Below are 23,731 nucleotides of genomic sequence, written 5' to 3'. Positions count from 1 at the left end.
TAGTTAATGTTAATTGCAATTGTGAAAAAGGAGTTAGACGATTATACTAAATTAAAGATTGCAATTAGCCTACGAAGGTTATTAGAAAGCAATGGTAGCTTGCCAAGTACGCAGAGCTACAATAAAATTGCTTTAGCCGCAAATATTAGAAAAGCTACTGTCTCCGATACTTTTAATGCAAAATCAATTCCTAATTCTTTGACATTATTTTTAATTATTGAAGCAATTGGTTTCTCGCTTACAGATTTTTCTAAAATTTATGATACCCTTAGAGATATCGATATTAATATATTTAGAAAGACCATATCCAAATAAAGAGCAGATATAAATTTAGGATTAAGAGATAATTTTTTTTTGGATAGATTAAGTGACAATACGTGAACTATAAGATTATTTTGAGAATAATTTACTTGAGAGATTGACAAAAAAATCCTTTTAGAATTCTAAAAGGATTAATTAAAATCAAGAGAAATTATTACTTCGATTCTGCAATAGAAACTTTTCTAAATTCTTTAAATAATTTTTCAAGTTCTAAACTTGATTTACGAGCTCTAGCTCCAGCTGCTTTAATGCCTTTCTCAGTTAGAGATTCAGATTCTGTTTTGAATGTTTCGATTTCTGCATTAATTTTTGCTACTAAATCTTTCATAATAATATTTTATTAAATTAGTCGGCAAAAATAAAAGTTTGCTTCTTAGCTGCAGAAAATAAAATGTTAAACTATTTCCTGTTTTTAAACTTTACTTGGCATATTATTACAAAAATATCTGATTAAGTTATAATAGTACAATTAGAAGCGTTTTAGCCTCGTATATTTTCCTTTTTCGCTTCTTCAATAAAATATTTCGGAGTTATCCCGGTACATCCAACAAAGGCTTTAACAAACCTTCTGGTAGTGCTGAATCCTGCTTCCCCAGCAAGTGCTTCGTGACTATATTTCTGCAAAACTTTTTCACTTCGGATCCTTTGTGCAATATGATCAATCTTAAGGCCATTAATATATTCGTTAAATTTTTTTCCTCTATGCCGCAAAATAATCAGTGACAAATACTTGGTATTGGTATTACAATAGCCTGCAAGCTTTGTGAGGTCCCAATCTCTTTCAAGAAACTTTTTACTATTTTCAAATTTTTGCAAACTATGTAAAACCGCTGCTTCCGCCCCCTTGCTGATTGAAAAATCTGAGTCATCAGCTTTATAAGCTTTGGCTTTTTCCATATTTTCAATTTTTTGTACCAACTCTTCGTATCTCTTTCTTGATTCTTTTTTGTTTTTAAAATGCCTCACTATCCCATACACTATAAATAAGAACATGCTCCCAATGATAGCAATGGATATCTGATCATTATATTTTCGGATATTAAGAGAGTTTTTAAGTTTTTGCTGTTCGTCAACAAGCTCCTTAGTACCATATTCTTTACGGATTTTTCCCTGAAGATAAGTATATGTCAGGTGCAGTTTCTTATCAACCTCCAGTAGTTTTTCAACATACCTAAGCTGTTCTTTAATCATATTTTTGTCCTTGTAATAGGAGATCATAAACTCATACGCTTCCCTTAAATCAGGACGCATGTAATCCCGTTCCATATAGCTCTGGTCAACTTTTTCAAAGTAAGCCAGCGCTTTTTCCTTATTGCCTAAACCCCAGTAACTTTTTCCAATATAAAAATACCCAATCATCACATTAGAGAAATCTTTATTTGCGCGAATACCAGACAATGAAGATTGTATTTTTTCGATACCTATTGCATAATTGTGGATCATACACTGGTTTATTCCTTCAGAATGTATGAAGTATGGTTCCATGTCACGATTTCCGATTCTTATCCCTTCGGCAATTCCTGTTTCATTGATAGATGTGCATAGCCCGTAATTGCCGATCTTACTATAACATATCCCCAATGAATGCAGGGAGTCTAAATACGCTCTATCATTAGAGTCCTTAAAATAGCTGATGCACTGCTGAAATATTGAAACTGCCTCATTATAGTATCCTAGATATAATTTTATCTGTCCAATCCGGTATTTCGTTTTGTAGATTAAGTATTTATCGTTTGTTTTTTTTATATAAAGGTCTGCAATTAAGTAAATATCCATTGCTTCTGCAAGCCGTTTCTGGCTATAATACGCAATGCCTTTCGAAAGGTACGCTGATCCAATGATTTCATTGCTGTTTGATCTTTTAGCTGCTATGACCATACTATCGGCATAGATGAGCTTAAGTCTATCAGGTGAATAGTGAACATAGTTCTTGTACGCATTGGAAAGCTCTTCCCAATGTTCTTCCATTTTTGCTTTCATTAAAAATGACTGGAGGTAAAGTGACCTTTGTTCACTACTGTTATTATCGTCTTCTATACGATCAAACAGATAGTCAAAATTTCTATTTCTAAGAGAATCAGGAATCTTAAAAGACTGGGCGTTTGTAAAAAGTACAGCACATAAAGATACTACAAGTAAATACTTTGAATTCATAGGCTAGGTTTGGTTTTGATTAGGTTTTGGGGCGTTTTTTTATTGGGTGCTATTTAATTTTAATTTATTTCATGTTGTTGGTAATGAGTGGTTTAAGTGCAATTTAGATAAGTCAAATATAAAAATAAAAACAGGATAAACCTACAAAAGTTATAGACAAAATAGTATGTCGATTTTCAGAAAAAGGGTAGTCAAAATACTGGAAATGTACAGGCAACCATTTGCGGGATTCAGTTATCGCTTTTAGTTTTGGCTCTGAATTCAAAGCAAAAAATCTGGATTAAATCCCAGATTCTGTTCAGCTTTCCCCGGGTGAAAAATGAACTGACGAAAAAAAAGTAATCAGTCACATTTAACACAAACGTACACATGAAAAATTTAAAAGTATGTCTGGCAATTTTGCCATTGTTCACCATTGCCTGTTCAGATGAATATATAGCTGAATATACAGGAGAAATGACGAAAACTGCACATGTAGAACAAAGTGCAAAGAAATTAGTTATCGGACCTGGTAATTCTGCAAATCCATTTGATATCGCAGGAAGCATTCACAATGAAATCCTGGAAACTCTGGACCAGACCGATTTTAATTCGCAGTCCATTGAAGATATTACTATTTTAATTGATTCAATTTCAGCGATACATCCTGAGTTAGTGTCTTTATCAAGTGATTCTGCTTTGTCTTCCAGACTGCCAGAAATTATCTGGATAGTAAATCACGATGATCTGATGAATGATGTACTCGGAGCATCAACTCTAGGAGTCAATGCCAAGATAAGCCTCATCTCATTTGTCGATTCCCTGCTCTTGGCTACTGATGATTCCTATGGGGATATCCATTCAATGATTGTTTCCTATGAGGCAGGTATTCTCAATAGTAGTGTACTTACCAGTAATGATAAACGAATCATCCTAACTACTACTTCCGTTGTTCGATATTCTGTTTATGAAGAAAAGAGAAAGGATAAAGATTGGGAAACAGGTATTTCAAGAATTGCCGCAACAACAGTTGCAGGAGCAGAAAACAACCTTGTTTTGGCGCTTAAAATGGCTTTGACCGTTGGGTTATGTCAGGATAATAATCTCTCACAGTGAACCTGATTGATAAAATGTTGATCTACTATGAGCGGGAAACTGCTATTATTTGCAGTATTCTGCTCCTAGTGATTAACTCAGCCAGCCTATATTTCATCATAGATCTTCTGAGCTATGATGGAATAATGGTTTATCTCACGGATCAGGGGGTTAAACATTTCGATCCATACAATTTTTTGTATATGCTGCTGCTCCCTGCTGTATTAAATCTGCTTTTTGTGTTTGCATCGCTATTCGCCAGATTTACGAACAATTACTGACAGCAGATTTACAAATTGCGGGCAGTTTCAATGACTTCTATCGTTAAATCAAAAAATCAATATATTGAAAATTCAAACTTATAATCCTTGGTTCAGGGATTTACATGTGCTGTACCTTTCGGAGTGTACATCCGTAAAGACATGCAATGCACTCTTGAAACCTGGCTGGTTTTCTATGATTATTATAGTCTCAGGCAGTATCGATTTTATTGTAGGCTCAACTATTGTTCGATTACGAGCAGGACAGCTTTATGCTGTTCCCAGTGGAGCTAAATCAGGTACTGTTGTGTCACCGATAAAATTCTATCTTTTATCATGTACAATCGCATTTGCAATCAATAACAGGATTGCAAAATATGGAAATGGATATATCGAGGTGATAACTACCCAATCTTATGTTGTGCTTTCACTTTCAAAAGTTGAATTAAAGCATATGATCCAGCTGGCAGAATTATTAAAGAAAAAGATATCGAATCAAAATCATACTATATTTCAGCATGAAATGATTTTACTTTGCCTTAATCTGCTGCTATACGAGTATAGCTCTTTATGTTATAAAAAAGGCGAAAATGTATCAGCAGTCCATAACCGCAAGGAAAAAATTGTTATAGGTTTCATTGAGCTGATACAAGAACATAGCAAAGGGCATCACGATGTGAAATTTTATGCTGATTCCTTATTTGTCAGCAAGGGCCATCTGCGTAAAGCTGTGTATTGGGTTACAGGAATGCCTGCCAAATATTTCATAGAAATGGCTGTTGTTTCGGAAGCGTATCTGTTGCTTGCGGACAGTAATCTTTCTATTACAGAGATAAGTGAGCAGTTGAACTTTAGTGCTCTATCGTCATTTAGCGGTTTTTTTAAAAAGTACACTAAAGTCTCACCAACCCAATATCGCCAGAACCTTAAACCTTAGTTTTTCCTGGAATAAATCATATAATACGACTATATAGAATTTTAGTATCTTTTTATGGCTGTTTATGTTGGTACAATCGACCCGTTTTTTCCTGAAGCTCATCTATAATGCGAAGGTATTGCAGCTAATGCACAGGAAGCCATGTCAAAAGATATTGCATTAAACCCATGCGCTATGAAATCACTGAATTCAATTATTTCCGAAATCCGTATTAAAGAAGATAAAGTATCCCGGGAAACTTCACATCTTATTGATGAGGCTTACCAAATGACACTATACCTAAAAGAACTGCTCCATACTACAAGGGAATATGTTCTAAAGGAAGGATTTAAAAATGAGACAGAGGAAATAGAATTTTTCCGTGATATTAAGCCTCAGATTTTGGGACAACTGATCTATTATAATAAGGTATTCAAAATAGAAACCGTATGCCCTGTAAAGGAAGGCAAGATGTATCAGAAATTTTTTATGAGCCAGCTTCAGGAGCTTAAGCAGGAATTTAAAGAACATATTTGTGTTCCTCATTTTTATCGCTACTACAGGTCAGGAAGAAGTGACCGCGACCAGGAATATTTTACACGTGGAAAGATTAACTATAGGGATGGGCTAAATAGTTATGTCTTTGAAATAGATCATCAGTTTTCTACCTATTATGATTCTAAAGTAGCACGGATAATGGCTAATGAGCTGATTTACGCTTATCTGATAACCAAAATAAATCCAGAGGAGCCGTCGAGCACTTTATTACATAGTGGGGAGTCGACAAAAGATATTTTCTGGACAGATTCTAAAAATGCGCTTATTGAATTAATCTATGCGCTGTATGCTGCGGGAGTAATATCACATGGTAAGATTGGCATTCGTAAAATTACACTGGTTTTTCAAATACTTTTTCGCATACCGCTTGGTGATATACATCATTCGTTCCACCGTATGAAAGACAGGGCTGGAAGCAGGACTTCCTTTTTGGACCATCTTAAATTGTCATTGGAGCAATATATGGACAAGGGACTGTAAGATTTATTTACATATGCGTCGGTTTTGAGCAGTGCTGTCAGCACTGCTTTTTTTTACCCATACTTGCCAATTGGCAAAAGTTGAAACTATATAAATTTCAATATTTGATTTATTGTAAGTTTCATTATTTCAATTGTTTAGTTGTGATTTTGTAAAATAAAACCTTTCTGCCCATGGGCAGGACTTGGCAGAAAAAACTTTTTTTATGTTTCAATTTTGTGCTGTTGAACTTAAAAAGACTGGATTATGAATGTTGACAGAATGGAATTTATGGCCTGGATGGAGCGAATCATGGAGAGGTTCGACATCGTGATGGAATTAGTTAGCAAAGCTAAAAACGGGCATACCAGTATTGATGGGGAAGAGCTGCTGGACAATCAGGATATTTTGCAGATGCTTAAGATAAGTACGCGCTCCCTGCAGCGTTACCGCTCCTCCGGACGGTTGCCTTATTATACCATCAGCGGAAAAATTTATTACAAACAGTCAGACATACATCAGTTCGTCAGGGAAAGTTTTACCGCTTCGGTGCCCAGAACAAAAGCCAACAGTTGACAAATATTGCCAACAGATGCCAATTTATATAAAAGGGTAAAAGTCTCTTTTACTTTCGATGTCGAACTTTAAATTTCAAATCATGAGCGAACAAATTTTAGATAAACCACAATCTCCCGAACAATTATCCGAGATATTACTGGTAATGGATAAAGCGAAAAAGAAAATTCAGGCTGTAACGGGTATTGATGAAAATGGCAATTTGAAAACCATAGATCCTACAAAGAAAAATCAGAATCAGTTTATGCGCGTGGATAAACAGGGTGATTTTTTTTCCAACTTCTTTTCCAATTTTTTTAGCCAGTTGAAGAACCCTACCAATTTCTCATTCTTTAAAGTTCCAGCACCATTGGCTATCAACATGGCAAAAGAAATGCAAAAACAGGTAGATAATCCGACACCTGAAGGAGAGAAACAAATGGCGCAACACGAAGTGAAAGCGGAACCTAACGAAAATAATAATAAACAAGAAAATAAAAACAGTATGGAAACAACACAAACAACACCGGAAACAGGTGAGTACCGTTACAAACCTGAACAGATCGATTGGGAAACCATGAATAACCTTGGTTTGAGCAAAGAAAAGCTCGAAAAATTGAACCTGCTTGATCCGTTACTCAGAGGTTACAAGACCAATGAACTTGTACCGGTGAGCCTTAACCTGGGAACAGCCGTTACCCGTATGGATGCCCGATTGTCTCTGCAGCAAGGGGATGAGGGACAGGTTGTGGTAGCCATTCATGGTATTCGAAAAGAACCGAACCTGAATTATGCTTTTTTTGGACATGAGTTCAGTAAAGAAGATAAAGACAACTTGTTGCAGACAGGTAATATGGGTCGTGTGGTGAATCTGACCAACCCCAAAACAAACGAAACCCTACCGTCCATTATTAGTGTAGACAGGCTGACCAATGAGCTGGTGGCACTGCGAACCGATTTTATAAAAATGCCTGAGCAAATCAAAGGTGTAAAACTAAGCGAAGAACAAAAACAAACTTTAACGGAAGGTAAGCCGCTTTATATAGAGGGGATGATTTCCAAGAAAGGAGCTGCGTTTGACGCTACAGTACAATATAATGCCGACAAGCGCTTTGTGGAATTTCTCTTTGACAGAGGAAATAGCAATAAACAAATGCAGGGTAGTGAGCAAAATCAATCACAGGAGGCTCCGAAAATCTTTAGGGATAAGGAACTCGATAATGAGCAGTACCAAAAATTCAAGGATGGACAGACTGTTTATGTTAGCGGACTTATAGATAAGAAAGGCAAGGAATACAATGGTTACATCACTTTCAATAAAGAAACCCATAAAATAGATTTTTCTTTTCAAAATCCGAATAAAATCAAAGAACAGGCAAAACCAACTGAGGCTCATAAAACGCAGACTGCGGTCAATTCGGAAGGTAAAACCAATGAAGCTACCAAGAACATCAAAGAGCCTTTAAAATCAGGGCAAAAAAATCCTGACAGTGAGAAACAGCAGGAGCAACAGGAGGGAATCGAAACACCAGCCAAATCCAAAGGACGTAAAATGTAAGGTGTTATGAAAGTAGTTATTGCAGAAAAACCAAGTGTAGCAAGGGAAATAGCCGGTGTGCTGGGAGTCACTGAAAAGAAGGATGGTTATTTGACAGGTAACGGCTATTGTGTTACATGGGCTTTTGGACATTTAATCGGACTTGGCATGCCGGAAGATTATGGAGTTTACGGTTTTCAGAAAAATTCATTACCAATATTGCCCAATCCTTTTGTACTGATCCTACGGAAAGTAAAAAAAGATAAGGCTTATATACCTGATACAGGTGCATTAAAGCAATTGAAAATAATTAAACAAATTATTGACAGCAGCGAAAGTATTATTGTTGCAACGGATGCCGGACGCGAGGGTGAGCTGATATTCCGTTACATCTATGAATACCTGAAATGCAATAAGCCTTTTGAACGCCTTTGGATCAGTTCTCTTACTGAAAAAGTAATCAGGCAGGGTTTTGATAATCTAAAACCTGGGAGTGATTTTGAGGGATTATATAAGGCAGCTAAGGGCAGAAGCCGAGCCGACTGGCTGGTAGGTATAAATGCTTCACAGGCACTCTCCATTGCTGCAGGTAATGGTATTTATTCCTTGGGAAGAGTGCAGACACCTACACTGGCACTAATATGCAGGCGCTATCTGGAAAATAAAAACTTTACAGCACAGCAATACTGGCAATTACAATTCTCACATACAAAGGAGTTTACAGGTTTTAAAAGCCTTTCTCAAAATAAGTGGGAAGATAAAAAGGGGGCAGAAGATGCATTAAAATCTATTGAAAGAAATGGCAATATTGCTGCCGTTACATTGGTTGAAACTAAAAATGTGACCGAACAACCGCCTTTGCTGTTTGATCTGACAGGTTTGCAAAAAGAAGCCAACAAGAAATTGAATTTGTCAGCAGAGGAAACTTTGAATATTGCCCAAAACTTGTATGAAAAGAAATTTATTACTTATCCGCGTACCGGAAGCAAATATATCCCTGAAGATATGTGGGAAGAAATTCCCAGCCTTATCAGGGGCCTGCAGGAGAGGGAAATCTGGAAGCAGGCTGTAACTAATGTGAAATGGGGATATTTAAACAAACGAATTGTGAATGACCTTCGTGTTACCGATCATCATGGTTTACTCGTCACAGGCAAAATCCCTTCGGCATTACCGGCAAAGGAAAATGCTGTTTACAACATGATTGCTTTGCGGTTATTAGAGGCAATTTCACAATCCTGTACCCGAGAGATAACCAATATTACTTTACAGGTTTTGCATCATGATTTTGAGATAAAAGGATGCAGGATAGTGGAATCAGGTTGGCGCTTAATTAAAGGCAGTTTTTTTGATGATAATACTGAGCCTTTGCAGGAATTGCCCCCGATGAAAACAGGTGACCAGCTTAAAATAAAAGAAGCTTTGGTTTTGGAAAAGAAAACCAAACCGCCTGTGCTTTACACCGAAGCAGGACTTTTATCGGCTATGGAAACTGCCGGAAAGGAAATAGAGAATAAGGAAGAACGCAAGGCATTGCAAGGTATAGGTATCGGCACTCCCGCCACAAGGGCAGCTATCATTGAAACCTTGTTAGATCGCAATTATATTCAAAGGGAATTAAAATCCCTGATACCTACCGCAAAAGGTTTGCAGGTATCCGAACTGGTCAAAGACAAGAAGATTGCCGATGTTGCTATGACGGCCGAGTGGGAGGTGGCCTTACAGAAAATTGAAAATAATAAGGCTGATGCCGAAACTTTCCAAAAGGAGATGGAAATATATGCAACAACTATCACCAACGAATTACTGCAAACGTCTATTGCAAAAGAAAATCTTCCTGAGCTTCTTTGCCCGAAATGTAAAAGCCAACAACTGATTATAAGGGATAAAATTGTCAAATGTCCTGATGCCGTCTGTAACTGGTTACAGTTCCGAAATGTTTGTGGCGTACAGTTAGGTATAGCCGATATTGAAAGTCTTGTGAATATAGGCAAAACTTCCCTTATTAAAGGAATGAAAAGTAAAGCAGGGAAGAAATTCGATGCCTATATCGTACTTAAAGATAAGGCGGAAACTTCCTTTGAATTTGAAAAAAAATAAACCTTCAAAGAAATAATAGGCAATTCTATCATTACCCAAAGGAAATAGAAAACCAGATTTACAATGTAAAGGGAAACCAGATATTGATGGACGGTAATCTTACGAAGGATACTCCAAATATTAATCATTTAAAAAAAAAATAAACAAGATATAGTATGGATACACCACAAAAAGACCTGTCGTATTTCAGGTTACGCCTAAAAGAGTTATTGAATGCCAGCTTTCCTGAAAAAATGCATGACGCTAAATTTATAGACCAGCGTTCAAATTGGGCTGCCAATGCCTATGAAGGTGCTTTCCGCTTAGGAAATCCCATCAGCCAATGTGACCATATTGCAGAATACATTCTTTTTGAAGGGTTGTATTTCTCCAAATTCGATACTGTATTTCAGGTAGTATGTAATGAGTTTGATACGAGAATGGCTGACGAAGAATTACGACCGTTCGCACTGAGAATGCTTCCGGTTTGTGAGCCTGTTTTTGCACATTACAAATTAACGGAGGACTTTGGTTCTACTAGGGAGTTTGATCTGCTTTATACAGAACTAACAGGAATCATCGCCATTTGGGTAGAAGAAAATGGGCTTCAGTAAACGCCAGCATCTGCAAAAGAATATTGATGCGCTGCGAATTGCTTTTAAATTAGAACAGGAAAACCGAAAAGCTTCTGCAAGTGAAAGACTGCTAATGATGCAATACAGCGGATTTGGCGGTCTTAAATTTGTTTTGAATCCCACGCAAAACCCGACAGACATCAACAATTGGAGAAAAACGGAACATGAACTTTTTCCGCTCACAAAAGAACTCCATCGGCTTTTAAAAGAAAACAGTGCCGATGAAAAACAATATCGCAGTTACGTGGATAGTATGCGTAGTTCCGTACTTACTGCATTTTATACACCGCCTTTGGTCATTGATGCTATTTCGACTTCACTCAAAGACAGCGGTGTAAACATTCAAAAATTTCTGGAACCCTCTGCCGGTATCGGTTCTTTTATCCAATCCTTTGCCGATAAAAACGCAGCACAAGTTACCGCTTACGAAAAAGACCTGCTTACCGGTAAAATCTTAAAGCAGCTTTATCCAGAGAGTACTATTAGAATAAAAGGTTTTGAAGAAATACCCGAAAGAGAACAAAATAGCTATGATATAGTAGCGAGCAATATTCCTTTCGGTGATACCTCCGTATTTGATCTTTCTTATTCCAGAGGCAAAGATCCGGCAAGATTGCAGGCTGCCCGAAGCCTACACAATTATTTTTTTCTAAAGGGAACCGATATGCTCCGCGATGGCGGCATACTGGCCTTCATCACTTCGCAGGGCGTGCTCAACAGTCCGAAAAATGAAATTATTCGCAGGGCATTAATGCAGAATAATAATCTGGTTTCAGCCGTTCGGCTTCCCAATAATTTATTTACCGACTATGCCGGTACGGAAGCTGGCAGTGACCTGATTATTTTACAAAAGGGAATAAATAAGCAAAGCCTGACCGAAGCGGAAGAATTATTTTGTCAAAGCAGTTTGACGCAGTACAATACTCCATGCAATGCTTTGTTTCAAGATAACACAAGAATTATTCATACTGATAGTATGTTGGGTACTGATCCGTATGGACAGCCTACACTTATATATACCCATCGCGCGGGTGTTGAAGGCATAGCCAAAGACCTGAAACAAATGCTGAGTGAAGATTTTTCCCTGCATTTTGATATAGGATTATACAAAGGTGAAAGCAAGGATAAACCTATAAAGCAAACTCCTATAACGTTAATATCTTCACTTATAGAAACAGTAAGGATCCAACCAGAAACTCAGGCGCTTTTTGCAACAAAGAACAATAATGCAGAAAAAAAAGATAGGCAGTTAAGTATTTTCGATTTGTTTGAAGAAATGGGAGAAACGGTAACCGTTAATGCTCCTGTTAAAACTAAAAAAACACCTGCTGGAAAAAATACAAAGGTTAGGGGAAATCCGCCAGACCTGTTCAGTGGTCTGATACAACAAACTTATACGCCTTCAGTTTCTTCCATACCTAACAATCAAAGTACTACACCAATTGATAAAGAGGAAGCTGTCGGTGACCTCTTTTCCGGTATAAATGAAAATGATCAGAAAGGGATGACTTTTCTCAGTGATATTATTCCCGAACCTGCAATTTATACCCAGAAAATACAATCTTTTCACCGTACTGACTGCCTTGTAATGGATAGGGGATGGGTGGGATATCTCAAAGATGTTGAAAGTGATAGGGAGCGGGCAATCTTCCATCCATTACAGTTGCCTTTATTGCAGAAAGCAAGAGCTGAGGTTTATATTTCTCTGCGGGATAGCTACCTCGATCTCTATAAAAAAGAATCCCAACTGCAAACAGAACATACAGAAGAGAGGGAAAACCTCAATCGGCTTTACGATGTTTTTGTAAAAAGATATGGTAATCTGAATGGTGCAGAAAATATTAAACTCATCAAAACTGACAGTGCCGGAAAGGAGATCCCATACTTGGAACGTATTGTTGGCAGTGTGGTTCACAAAGCGGATATATTTCAGCGTCCGGTAAGTTTTTCTATCACCATACTGGCAACAGATAATCCTAATGAAGCGTTAGCGGCATCACTTAACAAATACGGTAATGTTGATCTGGATTATATGTCACAGATTAGTAATATAACCTCAGATGCTCTAAAAGAAGCATTACAGCGAAGAATTTTTTATAATCCACTCCAAAAGGAATATGAAATATCAGAGAGATGGATAGCAGGAAATGTAGTTGAGAAAGCCCATGAGGTAAGTAGCTATCTCGAAAGAAACCCTAATGATTCCGATGCCAAAAAAAGCCTGGTAGCTCTTGAAGAATCACGTCCAAGACGTATTGAATTTGAAGAATTGGATTTCAACCTTGGTGAGCGCTGGATACCCACGGGGATTTATGCCCGTTTCGCCTCGCATATTTTCGATACAGATGTACGTGTTCATTATTCCGAAAGTAGTGATGATTTCAATATAAAATGCGACCAGAAAAACGTACATATATGGGATAAATATGCGGTAAAATCGCAGAGCCGTACCTATGACGGAATTGCCCTGCTCAAACACGCCCTTGTCAATACTACACCTGATATTACCAAAAAAATCTGGATAGATGATAAGGAAGTAAAGGTTCGTGATATGGAAGCCATACAGATGGCCAATACCAAGATTGATGAGATACGTACAGCTTTTACCGATTGGCTTCACGCTCAAAACGATGAGTTTAAAAACAGGTTGACCAATCAATACAATGACACTTTTAACTGTTTTTTGCGTCCTCAATACGATGGAAGCCATCAGGAGTTTCCCGGATTGGACCGAAAAGCATTGGGTATTGAAGACCTCTATTCAAGTCAAAAAGATGCAGTCTGGATGATAAAACTAAATGGAGGGGCAATTTGCGATCATGAAGTTGGTGCAGGTAAAACACTCATCATGTGCATAGCTGCCCAGGAAATGAAACGTTTGGCAATGGTACACAAACCGATGATAGTGGGATTGAAAGCCAACGTTCATGAGATTGCTGAAACTTACAGAACTGCTTATCCATACGCCAAGATTCTGTATCCTGGCAAAGAAGATTTTACTCCAGCGAAACGACAACGAATTTTTGGTGACATCAAGAACAACGATTGGGATTGTGTGATACTCACGCATGACCAGTTTGGAATGATTCCACAATCACCCGAAATGCAAAAGGAAATATTGCAAACTGAACTGAATAGCGTGGAAGATAATCTTGCCGCTTTGAAAGCACAGGGCAATGAGATTTCCAGGGGAATGCTCAAAGGGGTAATCATCAGGAAACAAAATCTTGAAGTCAAACTCAAAACATTGGAACATGATATCGAAAACCGAAAAGACGATACGGTTGATTTCAAAATGATGGGCATTGACCATTTGCTGGTGGACGAGAGTCATCGCTTTAAAAACCTCATGTTCAATACCCGTCATGAGCGGGTTGCCGGATTGGGCAATATGCAGGGAAGCCAAAAAGCAATGAACCTGCTTTTTGCTATTCGTACCATACAGCAGCGTACTGGGAAAGATTTAGGAGCAACTTTTCTTTCAGGTACCACCATTAGCAACTCTTTGACGGAACTGTATCTTTTGTTTAAATATTTGCGCCCCCTAGCTTTGGAAAAACAAGGTATTAATTGTTTTGATGCCTGGGCAGCAATTTATGCAAGAAAAACAACCGATTATGAGTTTTCAGTAGCCAATAATATTGTTCAGAAAGAACGTTTCCGATATTTTATCAAAGTGCCGGAACTGGCACAATTCTATTCTGAAATCACAGATTACAGGACAGCCAAGGATATTGGCATCGATCGCCCTGAAAAAAATGAGGTACTATACAACATACCACCCACACCAGAGCAGGAAGTTTTTATCAAAAAGCTGATGGAATTTGCCAAATCGGGTAATGCCACATTACTTGGAAGAGCTCCATTATCGCAAAGTGAGGAAAAAGCCAAGATGCTCATTGCAACGGACTATGCCCGTAAAATGTCACTTGATATGCGTATGATAAGCGGTAAATATGCAGACCATCCCGATAACAAGGCTTCCCATTGCGCAGCTAATATAGCTAAATACTATCAAAAATTTAATGCGCAGAAAGGAACACAGTTTGTTTTTTCTGACTTAGGTACTTACAAGCCTGGAGAATGGAATGTGTGCTCAGAAATCAAACGCAAGCTTGTAGAGGACCACGGTATCCCTGCTCATGAAATCCGTTTTATACAGGAAGCAAAAAATGACAAGCAACGTAAGGAGCTTATCAGTGGCATGAATGAAGGTAAAATACGTGTACTGTTCGGTTCTACCGATATGCTGGGAACGGGAGTAAATGCACAAAAAAGAGCTGTTACCGTTCATCATCTTGATACGCCATGGCGACCGAGTGATCTTGCCCAACGAGATGGAAGGGCCGTTCGAAAAGGCAATGAAATTGCTAAATTCTTTGCCGATAACAAAGTAGATGTAATTATTTACGCCGTAGAGAAATCGCTTGACAGCTATAAATTCAACTTGCTGTACAATAAACAGCTTTTCATAGACCAATTGAAAAACAACAGCCTGGGTAAGCGTATCATAGATGAAGGCAGTATGGATGAAAAATCAGGCATGAATTTCTCTGAATATGTAGCCATATTATCCGGGAATACAGATCTTTTGGAAAAGGCAAAACTGGAAAAACAGGTTGCCGGACTGGAAAGTGAAAAGCAGGCTTTTAACCGCTCCAAGTTCAGTTCTAAATACAAGCTGGAAGATATTACCGCTACACTGGAAGCTGCCGGGTCCCGTCTGGAACGTATGACTCTTGATTGGAAAAATTTACAACAACGTTTACAGAAACACTCAGACGGTACTATTGTCAATCCTGTACATCTTGACGGTTTATCACCCAATGCAGATGTAAAACAGATTGGAACCAAACTAAATCAAATTGCAGATAAAGCAAGAACCGGTGGTCAGTATGAAGAGATTGGTAACCTGTATGGTTTTATATTACTAGTTAAAACCGAAATATCTGAAAAAGAGGGTGTGGATTTAAAAGTCAATCGTTTTTTGGTGCAGGGAGAAGGCAATATTAAGTACACTTATAATAACGGTATAATAGCTAAAGATCCGCAAACAGCGGCTGTCAATTTCCTGAATGCATTGGAAAAGCTGCCGGGCTATATCGACCAGGAACACAAGAAAATTTCAGAACTAAAAAAAGACCTGCCTGTTCTTGAAGAATTGGTCAACAGTACGTGGACAAAAGAAAACAGGCTGAGCGAACTCAAAACGGAACTGGCTGCTATAGACAGGAAAATACAATTATCTATTACTCCCGAGAATAAAGAGCATATTACTGATAAGCAAAAAGAAGCTATCCAAATCAATAATGATCCGGCTCCGTGTACTTTAAAAAACCGTAACAATATTACCAGTTAATGTTTACGGTTTTTTTATTTAGCATTTTCCCAACCATTGCCCATCATCTATTTTAAATTTATTTTTATAATTTCAAGAACTTAAGTTGATTAGCTTAAGGGTAGAAATGAATTATTTGTGCTTGTAGTTTTTTTATTATAAAAAATGTATATTAGTCAAATTCATATTCAGTTCTAAATTGAATAGGACCAAGAAATGATTAAGCCTTATTACTAATGCAAAATTAAATATGGCAAGTAATATTGGAAATAAAGATTAAATAACAGAAATAAAATTGAAAAAACAAGATATACTGCAATTCTGGAGGGATGTCGAAATATTTAACCTTCCTGATTTTAATAAGGATGCCGCACTGATAAACGATGGAGATATACTGCCTTGGCAGCATAAAGCAAGTCCATTTAAGAAAAATTACAAATGGCGTTACACATTGATTTTTGGAAAAATCGAGAAGAAGTTAATTCTTAACCATCTTAATACTTTACTCAAAATTGAAAATGCAAATGATTGGGAAGAACCAATACAAGGGTTTACCTGTCTTTCTGCATTGATTTTAGATGAAGAAGGTCGTCCTTATCAAGACAGTTATGTTACAGCAAGCTATACATTTGGCATTAAGGCTTTAGAAAACAAAAAGAATCTTTCTCTGGTTACTCAATATCTAGAACAGGCAAGAACAGATTTTTTAGAGCGATATAATATACCTGATGATATTCCTGAGAACGATCTGCCAGTCAAAGGAGATGTAGTGTATTGGAACTATTTGAATAGCGAAATCAGTTATCTGAAGCAACTCAGCAAATGGTGGAAAGAGGATATTAAAATTTATGTATTAAAAGAAGAAGTTCCAAAAGACAGTGAACCAAATTCCAGTTTTTTAAATAGTTTTTATTTGGATGACTTAAATTATTTATCTGATATTAAAGAAAAAGAAATTAGTACCACACTGCAGCAATATCTCACATTAGAACCGGTGCTAACTAAACGCAAGGATTTAATTCAAAACAAAGATTATTTTTTCGATACATTTAATCCAACTCACTTAACAGCGGGAAGATGGCCGTCTAATATAGAATATGGATTGTATGCTGCACAAACAGGAGCGGTAAACACTATATTTTCCAATTTACGAAATGCCGATGGACTCCAAGGGGTAAATGGCCCGCCTGGTACTGGAAAAACAACCCTGTTGTTGGATGTAATTGCAGAAATTATTGTAGATAGGGCTAAGATAATCTCTGAGTTAGGCTGTGACAATTTATTTCTAAAAGGAAGGGAAAGGTATGTAAGGATTGAAGAAGAAAAATTCACATACCATACTTACAATCTCGTGCCTTCGCTCCAGAAAAATTTCGGTATCGTAGTAGCGAGCAATAATAATGCAGCGGTTGAAAATATCAGTAAAGAATTACCCTTGAAAGGCAAAATAGACACTGTTTCTTTTCCTGATGCAGATTATTTTTCTCAGTGTGCCACAACACTTATTGACAATGAGAGTTGGGGAGTACTTGGTGCCGCTTTGGGAAATTCAAAGAACAGAAACACTTTTAGAAATGCTTTCTGGCTGTCGGAAAAAGACAAGGGCATTATAGGATTTGAAGACTTGCTCTATGAAGTTTATAAAGATGATAAAAACGATCAAACGGATATTCATCGCATATCATTTGAGCATCAAAATGAAAAATTTAAATCCCTGCTCCATGATTTTGAAGAATTCAAAAAAATGGCCAGCACATTTCATAACCAGTTTCCGACCTTTATTCAAAACGAAAAAAAAGATACACTTTTAAGAGTCCAATTAAAAAAAATAGAAAAAAAATTATCTCTATTATCTGAAGAAAAACAAACTTTTGCTGAAAAAGAAAATGAAATCAAAAAGGATGCAGAAAGGGTTTCATCAATATTGCATTTGCATACCCAATGCAAACCTTCTTTTTTCTTCTTTCAAAAATTATTTAGAACTAATGATTTTAAAAAATGGAAAATCGAAGCAGAAAAGATTATGACTGATCTTAAATCTATTAATGCTGAATTAGAAGAAATAAGGAGACAAATAGATAAAAATAAAAAAGAGACTCAGCTTCTTGTGACTGAACAGCTTGAATCTCAGGATGCTATATTATTATTGATTAAATTTTTTGCGCAATATAAAAAACTTCAAGATAAATTAACAGATAAGTACGAAATTGATCCAGAAAATCTCCTTGATACTGTGTTTTATCAAAAAGGATTGACAAGTGTCCACCTTTTAAATCCTTATCATTCTCCTAAAATAGCCAAACTCAGAAGCGATATATTTATAGCCGCTTTACGTTTGCATCATGATGCTATTTTAGCCAATGCCAAGAATATTAAAAACAACTTAAAAGCCTATTTTGATATGACATCTGGACGTGTCAAAGTAGACGTGTCAATTGCACAGAATTTATGGGATACCTTCTTTCTATGCGTGCCCGTAGCTTCCACCACCTTAGCATCAGCTAGCCGACTTTTCCCAAATACCAGTCCTCAGCAAGTAGGATGGCTACTTATAGATGAAGCAGGACAAGCCACGCCACAATCGGCAGCAGGATTAATTTATCGTGCCAAACGCTGTGTTATTGTCGGGGATCCTTTACAGGTTGAGCCTGTAGTAACAATGCCTGAAAAATTAGTAACAAAATTAAGAAAAGAACATTCTGTTTCGGTTGATTGGTCTCCCTACAGAACATCAGTACAGCAATTAGCCGATAGGATTTCTCTTTCCGGAACTTATATGAACATAGGTGATACTGATCAAAAAATTTGGACAGGATTTCCTTTAAGAACCCATAGGCGTTGCGATGATCCTATGTTTTCTATTGCAAACGAAATAGCGTACAGCAATCAAATGGTAAAAGCGGTTGCTGGAAACTCTGCAGGAACATACATTGGCCCATCTGGGTGGTTTGATGTCAGCACAGCCCCTACATTAATCAATAAGCATGTCATAATAGAAGAAGTTGAGCTTTTAAATCTAAAGATTGCAGAATTAAGAAATACAGGATATGAAGGAGAAATTTATGTGATTTCACCTTTTAAATCAGTAGCTTCATATTGTAGTGACCTATTTAGAAAACAACTGAAAGTATCCTGTGGAACTATCCACACTTTCCAAGGAAAAGAAGCTGACATTGTGTTTCTTATTTTAGGCAGTGACCCAAAATCATTGGGTGCAAGAAATTGGGCGTCACAAAAACCGAATATGCTGAATGTGGCGCTCACAAGGGCTAAAAAAAGATTTTATGTCATCGGAAATAAAAAACTTTGGTCTTCCTGTAATTATTTTAGTACAATGGCTAAAATATTAAAATAGTAATTTCTTGAAAACAATATCATGAAAAAACATCTTCTCTAGCAGGATTAAGAAAAGACAGAAAATCATGTAATTTAAAAACGCATTTTGTACTATTCACAAAATGCGTTTTGCTTTTATGGCTTTTAAAATTAATTTTCACTCCAGTTTTGTTCAAGCCAAAGTTTAATGTTTTCTTGACTATGAATATTTGCCGGTACTTTTTCTTTGATTAATCTTTCAGCTTTTAATGCCGAAACCTTATTTTTAAAGTTGTGAATCTCAGAAAAAGCATTTACGAAATATAACATTTCGTATCCTTCGCTTCTGTTTAATAAAGTACTGTCGGGCGCTCCTGTAATTTTAGGGTTGTCTCCGTTCAGGACAGTCCACGAATAGTCAGTGTAAACAAGTTCATTTTTTGTAATTAATCCCATTTTTATTAAATTTAATATTAGTTTATAATCAAATTAAGTCAATAAAATTGTCATGTTATTACGGAAAACCATAATTAGCTAAGTTTATTCAAATGAAAAATTGCAATATTTAAAATTTATGCATCTTTTTTGCGATTATCTTTTTGTACTAAATGTTGTAGGTCGGGGTCATTTTTGATTCGTTCCAATTCGGATTCGATAACCAAAACAATGTCCTGCTTTATCTGTTTGTAATTGGCTTCAATTTCCTGCTTCATTGTGTTTTCGCCTTTTGCATCTGTAAAGGATAAAATATCAGGTATCTTTTGATAAGATTTAGTTTCAGATACAACCTTATCATTGTCTACAACAATTTCAGCATGAAAGATTTTCTGCTGGATGCGTTCATCAAAATTATCAGATACTGCACCCACAAAAATACCTTGGGTCAATGTAGAGATTTTAGATGCAGGAATGAGACTGTCCAATTGCGTGGAAATTGAGGTAGAAGTATCATTACGGTTGATCGATAAACTCTGTCTTTTCTGCAGTATTTTTCCAAAACGTTCCGAAAGATTTTTGGCCGTTTCACCAACAACCTGACCGCTGAAAATATTACCCACCGTATTTTGGATGACCTTGCTTTCCTTGTCCCCATAATCTCGGTTCAATTGTGAAAAATCCTGAAATCCCAAACATACCGCAACCTTATTGCTTCGGGCAGTGGCAATGAGATTATCCAATCCTCTAAAGTATATTGTAGGTAGCTCATCTATGATAACTGAACTTTTTAATTGCCCTTTTTTATTGATGAGTTTCACAATACGCGAATTATATAAACCCAATGCAGCAGAATAAATGTTCTGTCGGTCAGGATTATTACCTACACAGAGTATCTTTGGTTCTTTTGGATTATTGATGTCCAATGAAAAATCATCTCCGGTCATCACCCAATAAAGCTGTGGTGAAATCATTCTTGAAAGAGGAATTTTTGCAGATGCAATCTGCCCCTGTAATTGGTCTTGTGCGCCTCCCTGCCATGCATCCATAAAAGGCGACAAATAGTTTTCCAAATCGGGATATGAGGTTAAAATGGTAAATACGTCTGAATATTTTTTATTCAAGAGTTCTATAGCGTGTGGGAATGTACAGTACTTACCGTCATCATAGATTTTCAGATACCATATTATGGCTGCCAAAAGGATAATCGGGCTTTCGACGAAGAAATCGCCTTGCTTCTGTATCCACGACCTGTTGAGGTTCAGCATTATCGTATATGCCGCTTCATAAGCATCCGAGATATCTGTCATGAAATCGGGATTAAGAGGATTGCAACGATGGCTCCTGCGTGGGTCGTCAAAGTTTATCACGTAGAATTTGGGCTGTACTTTGTACTTGTCCCGATGCTTCAATAAATGATTGTAGGCAATTGTAGAAAGATCATCAAATTTGAAATCGTAGATGTACATACTAAAACCTTTCTCAATCTGCTGTTTGATGTAATTGTTTACGATTGCATACGATTTTCCCGAACCGGGTGTACCTAAGACAATCGTTGCCCGAAAAGGATTGACTATATTAATCCAGCCTTTGTTCCATTTTCCCTTGTAATAAAACTTCGTGGGAAGATTGACAGAATATTCGTTTTCCATCAATGTAGTTTCCTGCATAAAACTTTCGTTCTCGTTGTTGAAAACATCGTCCATGAGATTGTTACAAAGCAATCGGCTCATCCAGACTCCGGCAACCATTAAAGCAATATATCCTAAACCAGTGGTGAGGATATAAAGAATTGTTGCGGTAGTTACTGATAGCTTTAATAAAGGTGTGTTCAGGAAAAAAAGGACAAACCCAATCGCCAAAGCAATATAAATTTTAGTCCAGGTAATCTTCTGGTGTTTAACTCCCTTTGAACCCAAGCAGCTTAACGCCAATAATACCAAGGCAAATGCTTTTGTATAAAAAGTACGCGAAAACAATCCTGCGGTACGCTGAAAATTGTCTAATATTTTGTTGATTACCTCTAAAGTCCAGCCATGATCTATAAAGTAACCGTAGCAAAACCAATAAAGGTGCATCAGTACCAAAAGAATACTTACTGCCCGCATAAAAGCCATAATTTTGGCAAGTCCTCTTAAATCATCTTCTCCCTGCATTATTTTAATTTTTAATGTTCGGGCGTGAATTTAAAGGCTGTGCAGCTTGGCTATAAGAATCTTAAGGTCAATGGCTGCGCAAGGTAGTGTTTGGCTGATTTCTATTTCTGACCTCTTTGGCGGTTTCTTTTCTTCTTCATTCTGTTGGCGAAATCCTGTTCCTGGTAATCTTCGCCGTTGGTTTCGGGCAATAATCCGCCTAAAGCTTCAATTAAACCGCCTTGGTGTTTATCAGAAGTATGCAGAAAGTCGAACAAATGATGAGGTTCTTCCGCAGGAAGATCTGCATCATTTGGTGCGGATATTTTCGATTGTAGTTTAATTGGCTCTTTAATTTCAGGAGCTATATTATTGTTCCAGTAATCATTAAAAGTATTGGCAGAAAGCTCTTTCCCCAATCGTGAACCATTCCACACGGTTTTAGAATTATGATCTATAAAGGTGATTCCGTAAATACGCCCTGTATCGTTTCTAAGTACTACGACATTAATTCCTTGTTCGCCTAGCTGTTTTTTAAAAGACTGCTCATCCCTTGTTGATTTTAGGGCAATGTTAACGGCAGCTTTAATGTTTGGCTTTGCAGGGTGGTCTTTTAAAGTTTCTTTGCATTTCGCATAATGAAATCCCAAAGTAGGCAGTCCGGCATTCTTTCCGAATAAAGAAGCCTTGAACGGATGTCCGGCTCTTTCGCCTTTTGCATTTAAAGGAATATATAATAAACCCTGTTGCATTTTTCCCTTCAGCTCTCCTTGCACTTTTTCGGTGGTAATGTTAAAAAGAGAAAGCAAAGCGTTATATTCTCCAAGAGTTTGGTATTGATAATAGTTTGGCAGGTGACGCACTACTGAAGCTATCTGAGTTTTAACATCGCCTGCCCGATAATCTACTGGACGGAGAACCTTTTCGACGTGTTTATGCTCTTTATCCGTTGCGGGTATCAATCCATGTTTTCTTTCCAGTTCACGGCACACATTCATAGAGCGCATTTTCTCAAAACTATCCGAAATCTTTTTGCCGTCTTCATTAACACAAACCGATACAATATGAATATGGCTACGGTCAATATCAGTATGTTTGAACACCACAAAGGGTTGCTGTCCGTAACCCATCTCCTGCATATATGCTTCTGCCATTTCCCTGTACCTGTCATCACTTACCTTATCTTTCGGATCGGGATTGAGTGAGATATGCAAGGTATGTTTCTCTGTATTGCGGTTAGCAATGAGATAAGGAGCAAAAGATTGCGCTAATTGTGCAACGGAATAATGACCGCTCGCGGTTTCAATCATCTTATTACCAAATAAAATCTGCCCGTTTTCATTCTCCACTTTGAGCTGATTGTATGCCAATGCTCCATATAAATTTCCACTTCTTCCGATTTTTGCTATCATTTCAAAGGTGCTTTTTCAGGTATTTTGCTTCAAACTCTTCGGTTATCTGAATGATTTTTTGGCATAGTACGGCCATTTCAGCTGTTTGTTTTTCAAGTTTGTACAGGAACGTCGCAGCTTTTTTCTCGGAAAAATTCTTGTACAGCATCTTTACAATCTGATTATAGTTTACGCCTACGGAGCGAAATTGGCTGTGAAATGAAGTCAGTCGCATATAGAAATCAACCGTTCCTTTATCAATTTGCATAGTTCTGATTGTCTTTTCAAAGATGCAGGATGTTATAAAATGGGCCTTTACTTTCATGCCCGAATTATCAAATAGGGCAAGAAAACGGGCATTGTCCTGTTCATTAAAAGAAATCGTATATCGGATTTTCGCTGGGTCTTTCTTAGGCCGGCGTCCTATCTTTCTAGACTGTTTTCTGTTATTCTCGTTCATCATAAATCCATTTTAATCTACGCAAAAACCTCGACTTCGGAGAGCGTTTTCCAGCCCCCGGCAGGGCAAGTTGTTTTGAGCATCGGAAATCGTTTCGAGATGCTCAAAA

General features: G+C 37.2%; 16 protein-coding genes. 10 read left to right on the top strand and 6 right to left on the bottom strand.

Annotated features, from left to right (window positions below):
* Positions 1-6 precede the first annotated feature (6 nt).
* Positions 7-315: a hypothetical protein gene (locus JC605_RS18745; protein ID WP_198857655.1), complete on the top strand. Its 309-nt coding sequence runs from the start codon at positions 7-9 to the stop codon at positions 313-315.
* A gap of 160 nt (positions 316-475) precedes the next feature.
* Here JC605_RS18745 and JC605_RS18740 read toward each other — a convergent pair whose 3' ends face one another.
* Positions 476-649, bottom strand: coding sequence for a histone H1 (locus JC605_RS18740; protein ID WP_026985901.1), 174 nt, complete (start codon positions 647-649; stop codon positions 476-478).
* A gap of 152 nt (positions 650-801) precedes the next feature.
* Positions 802-2,475, bottom strand: coding sequence for a tetratricopeptide repeat protein (locus JC605_RS18735; protein ID WP_198857654.1), 1,674 nt, complete (start codon positions 2,473-2,475; stop codon positions 802-804).
* Between the two features lie 369 nt (positions 2,476-2,844).
* On the opposite strand from JC605_RS18735, the gene JC605_RS18730 reads away from it, so the two are divergent.
* The 9 genes from JC605_RS18730 to JC605_RS18690 all read left to right on the top strand — a co-directional run bounded on the left by JC605_RS18730 (position 2,845) and on the right by JC605_RS18690 (position 19,241).
* Positions 2,845-3,570: a hypothetical protein gene (locus tag JC605_RS18730; protein ID WP_198857653.1), complete on the top strand. Its 726-nt coding sequence runs from the start codon at positions 2,845-2,847 to the stop codon at positions 3,568-3,570.
* 324 nt (positions 3,571-3,894) lie between these two features.
* Positions 3,895-4,746, top strand: coding sequence for an AraC family transcriptional regulator (locus tag JC605_RS18725; protein ID WP_198857652.1), 852 nt, complete (start codon positions 3,895-3,897; stop codon positions 4,744-4,746).
* Between the two features lie 174 nt (positions 4,747-4,920).
* Positions 4,921-5,763 (top strand): RteC domain-containing protein, encoded by an 843-nt coding sequence (locus JC605_RS18720; RefSeq protein ID WP_198857651.1) that lies wholly within the window; start codon positions 4,921-4,923, stop codon positions 5,761-5,763.
* Between the two features lie 246 nt (positions 5,764-6,009).
* Positions 6,010-6,318: a helix-turn-helix domain-containing protein gene (locus tag JC605_RS18715; RefSeq protein WP_198857650.1), complete on the top strand. Its 309-nt coding sequence runs from the start codon at positions 6,010-6,012 to the stop codon at positions 6,316-6,318.
* Positions 6,319-6,400: 82 nt separating this feature from the next.
* Positions 6,401-7,855 carry a DUF3945 domain-containing protein gene (locus tag JC605_RS18710; protein ID WP_198857649.1) on the top strand — a complete coding sequence of 485 codons (1,455 nt, stop codon included), beginning with the start codon at positions 6,401-6,403 and terminating at the stop codon, positions 7,853-7,855.
* 6 nt (positions 7,856-7,861) lie between these two features.
* Positions 7,862-9,934, top strand: coding sequence for a type IA DNA topoisomerase (locus JC605_RS18705; protein WP_198857648.1), 2,073 nt, complete (start codon positions 7,862-7,864; stop codon positions 9,932-9,934).
* 155 nt (positions 9,935-10,089) lie between these two features.
* Positions 10,090-10,527, top strand: coding sequence for a DUF1896 domain-containing protein (locus JC605_RS18700; RefSeq protein ID WP_198857647.1), 438 nt, complete (start codon positions 10,090-10,092; stop codon positions 10,525-10,527).
* A complete protein-coding gene (locus tag JC605_RS18695; RefSeq protein WP_198857646.1) occupies positions 10,514-15,907 on the top strand; it encodes a helicase-related protein in 5,394 nt (1,797 codons plus the stop codon). Before JC605_RS18700 ends, JC605_RS18695 begins: the two co-directional genes overlap by 14 nt.
* A 274-nt stretch (positions 15,908-16,181) precedes the next feature.
* The gene (locus JC605_RS18690; protein WP_198857645.1) at positions 16,182-19,241 is read left to right on the top strand and encodes an ATP-binding protein; all 3,060 of its coding nucleotides are present in this window, start codon (positions 16,182-16,184) and stop codon (positions 19,239-19,241) included.
* A 131-nt stretch (positions 19,242-19,372) separates the two neighbouring features.
* Here the strand turns inward: JC605_RS18690 and JC605_RS18685 are convergent, their stop codons facing one another.
* The 4 genes from JC605_RS18685 to mobA all read right to left on the bottom strand — a co-directional run bounded on the left by JC605_RS18685 (position 19,373) and on the right by mobA (position 23,622).
* Positions 19,373-19,657, bottom strand: coding sequence for a hypothetical protein (locus JC605_RS18685; protein ID WP_198857644.1), 285 nt, complete (start codon positions 19,655-19,657; stop codon positions 19,373-19,375).
* A gap of 116 nt (positions 19,658-19,773) precedes the next feature.
* A complete protein-coding gene (gene mobC, locus JC605_RS18680) occupies positions 19,774-21,792 on the bottom strand; it encodes a conjugal transfer protein MobC (protein WP_198857643.1) in 2,019 nt (672 codons plus the stop codon).
* Positions 21,793-21,893: 101 nt separating this feature from the next.
* Positions 21,894-23,183, bottom strand: a complete 1,290-nt coding sequence (mobB, locus tag JC605_RS18675; RefSeq protein WP_198857642.1) for a conjugal transfer protein MobB — start codon at positions 23,181-23,183, stop codon at positions 21,894-21,896.
* Position 23,184: 1 nt separating this feature from the next.
* On the bottom strand, positions 23,185-23,622 hold the full coding sequence (mobA, locus tag JC605_RS18670; protein ID WP_198857689.1) for a conjugal transfer protein MobA: 438 nt from the start codon (positions 23,620-23,622) through the stop codon (positions 23,185-23,187).
* Positions 23,623-23,731 lie beyond the last annotated feature (109 nt).

Origin of the sequence: Flavobacterium sp. IB48 (assembly GCF_016405855.1) — a bacterium.
Classification (GTDB): Bacteria; Bacteroidota; Bacteroidia; order Flavobacteriales; family Flavobacteriaceae; genus Flavobacterium; species Flavobacterium ginsengisoli.
The sequence above is the reverse complement of the archived record's forward strand: the minus strand, read 5'-3'. Positions and strand labels throughout refer to the sequence as shown.

Excerpts from the sequence above, each read along its gene's own strand:
- JC605_RS18745 (WP_198857655.1), top strand. The coding sequence starts at position 7 with ATGTTAATTGCAATTGTGAAAAAGGAGTTAGACGATTATACTAAATTA.
- JC605_RS18740 (WP_026985901.1), bottom strand. The coding sequence starts at position 649 with ATGAAAGATTTAGTAGCAAAAATTAATGCAGAAATCGAAACATTCAAA.
- JC605_RS18735 (WP_198857654.1), bottom strand. The coding sequence starts at position 2,475 with ATGAATTCAAAGTATTTACTTGTAGTATCTTTATGTGCTGTACTTTTT.
- JC605_RS18730 (WP_198857653.1), top strand. The coding sequence starts at position 2,845 with ATGAAAAATTTAAAAGTATGTCTGGCAATTTTGCCATTGTTCACCATT.
- JC605_RS18720 (WP_198857651.1), top strand. The coding sequence starts at position 4,921 with ATGAAATCACTGAATTCAATTATTTCCGAAATCCGTATTAAAGAAGAT.
- JC605_RS18715 (WP_198857650.1), top strand. The coding sequence starts at position 6,010 with ATGAATGTTGACAGAATGGAATTTATGGCCTGGATGGAGCGAATCATG.
- JC605_RS18710 (WP_198857649.1), top strand. The coding sequence starts at position 6,401 with ATGAGCGAACAAATTTTAGATAAACCACAATCTCCCGAACAATTATCC.
- JC605_RS18705 (WP_198857648.1), top strand. The coding sequence starts at position 7,862 with ATGAAAGTAGTTATTGCAGAAAAACCAAGTGTAGCAAGGGAAATAGCC.
- JC605_RS18700 (WP_198857647.1), top strand. The coding sequence starts at position 10,090 with ATGGATACACCACAAAAAGACCTGTCGTATTTCAGGTTACGCCTAAAA.
- JC605_RS18695 (WP_198857646.1), top strand. The coding sequence starts at position 10,514 with ATGGGCTTCAGTAAACGCCAGCATCTGCAAAAGAATATTGATGCGCTG.
- JC605_RS18685 (WP_198857644.1), bottom strand. The coding sequence starts at position 19,657 with ATGGGATTAATTACAAAAAATGAACTTGTTTACACTGACTATTCGTGG.
- mobC (WP_198857643.1), bottom strand. The coding sequence starts at position 21,792 with ATGCAGGGAGAAGATGATTTAAGAGGACTTGCCAAAATTATGGCTTTT.
- mobB (WP_198857642.1), bottom strand. The coding sequence starts at position 23,183 with ATGATAGCAAAAATCGGAAGAAGTGGAAATTTATATGGAGCATTGGCA.
- mobA (WP_198857689.1), bottom strand. The coding sequence starts at position 23,622 with ATGAACGAGAATAACAGAAAACAGTCTAGAAAGATAGGACGCCGGCCT.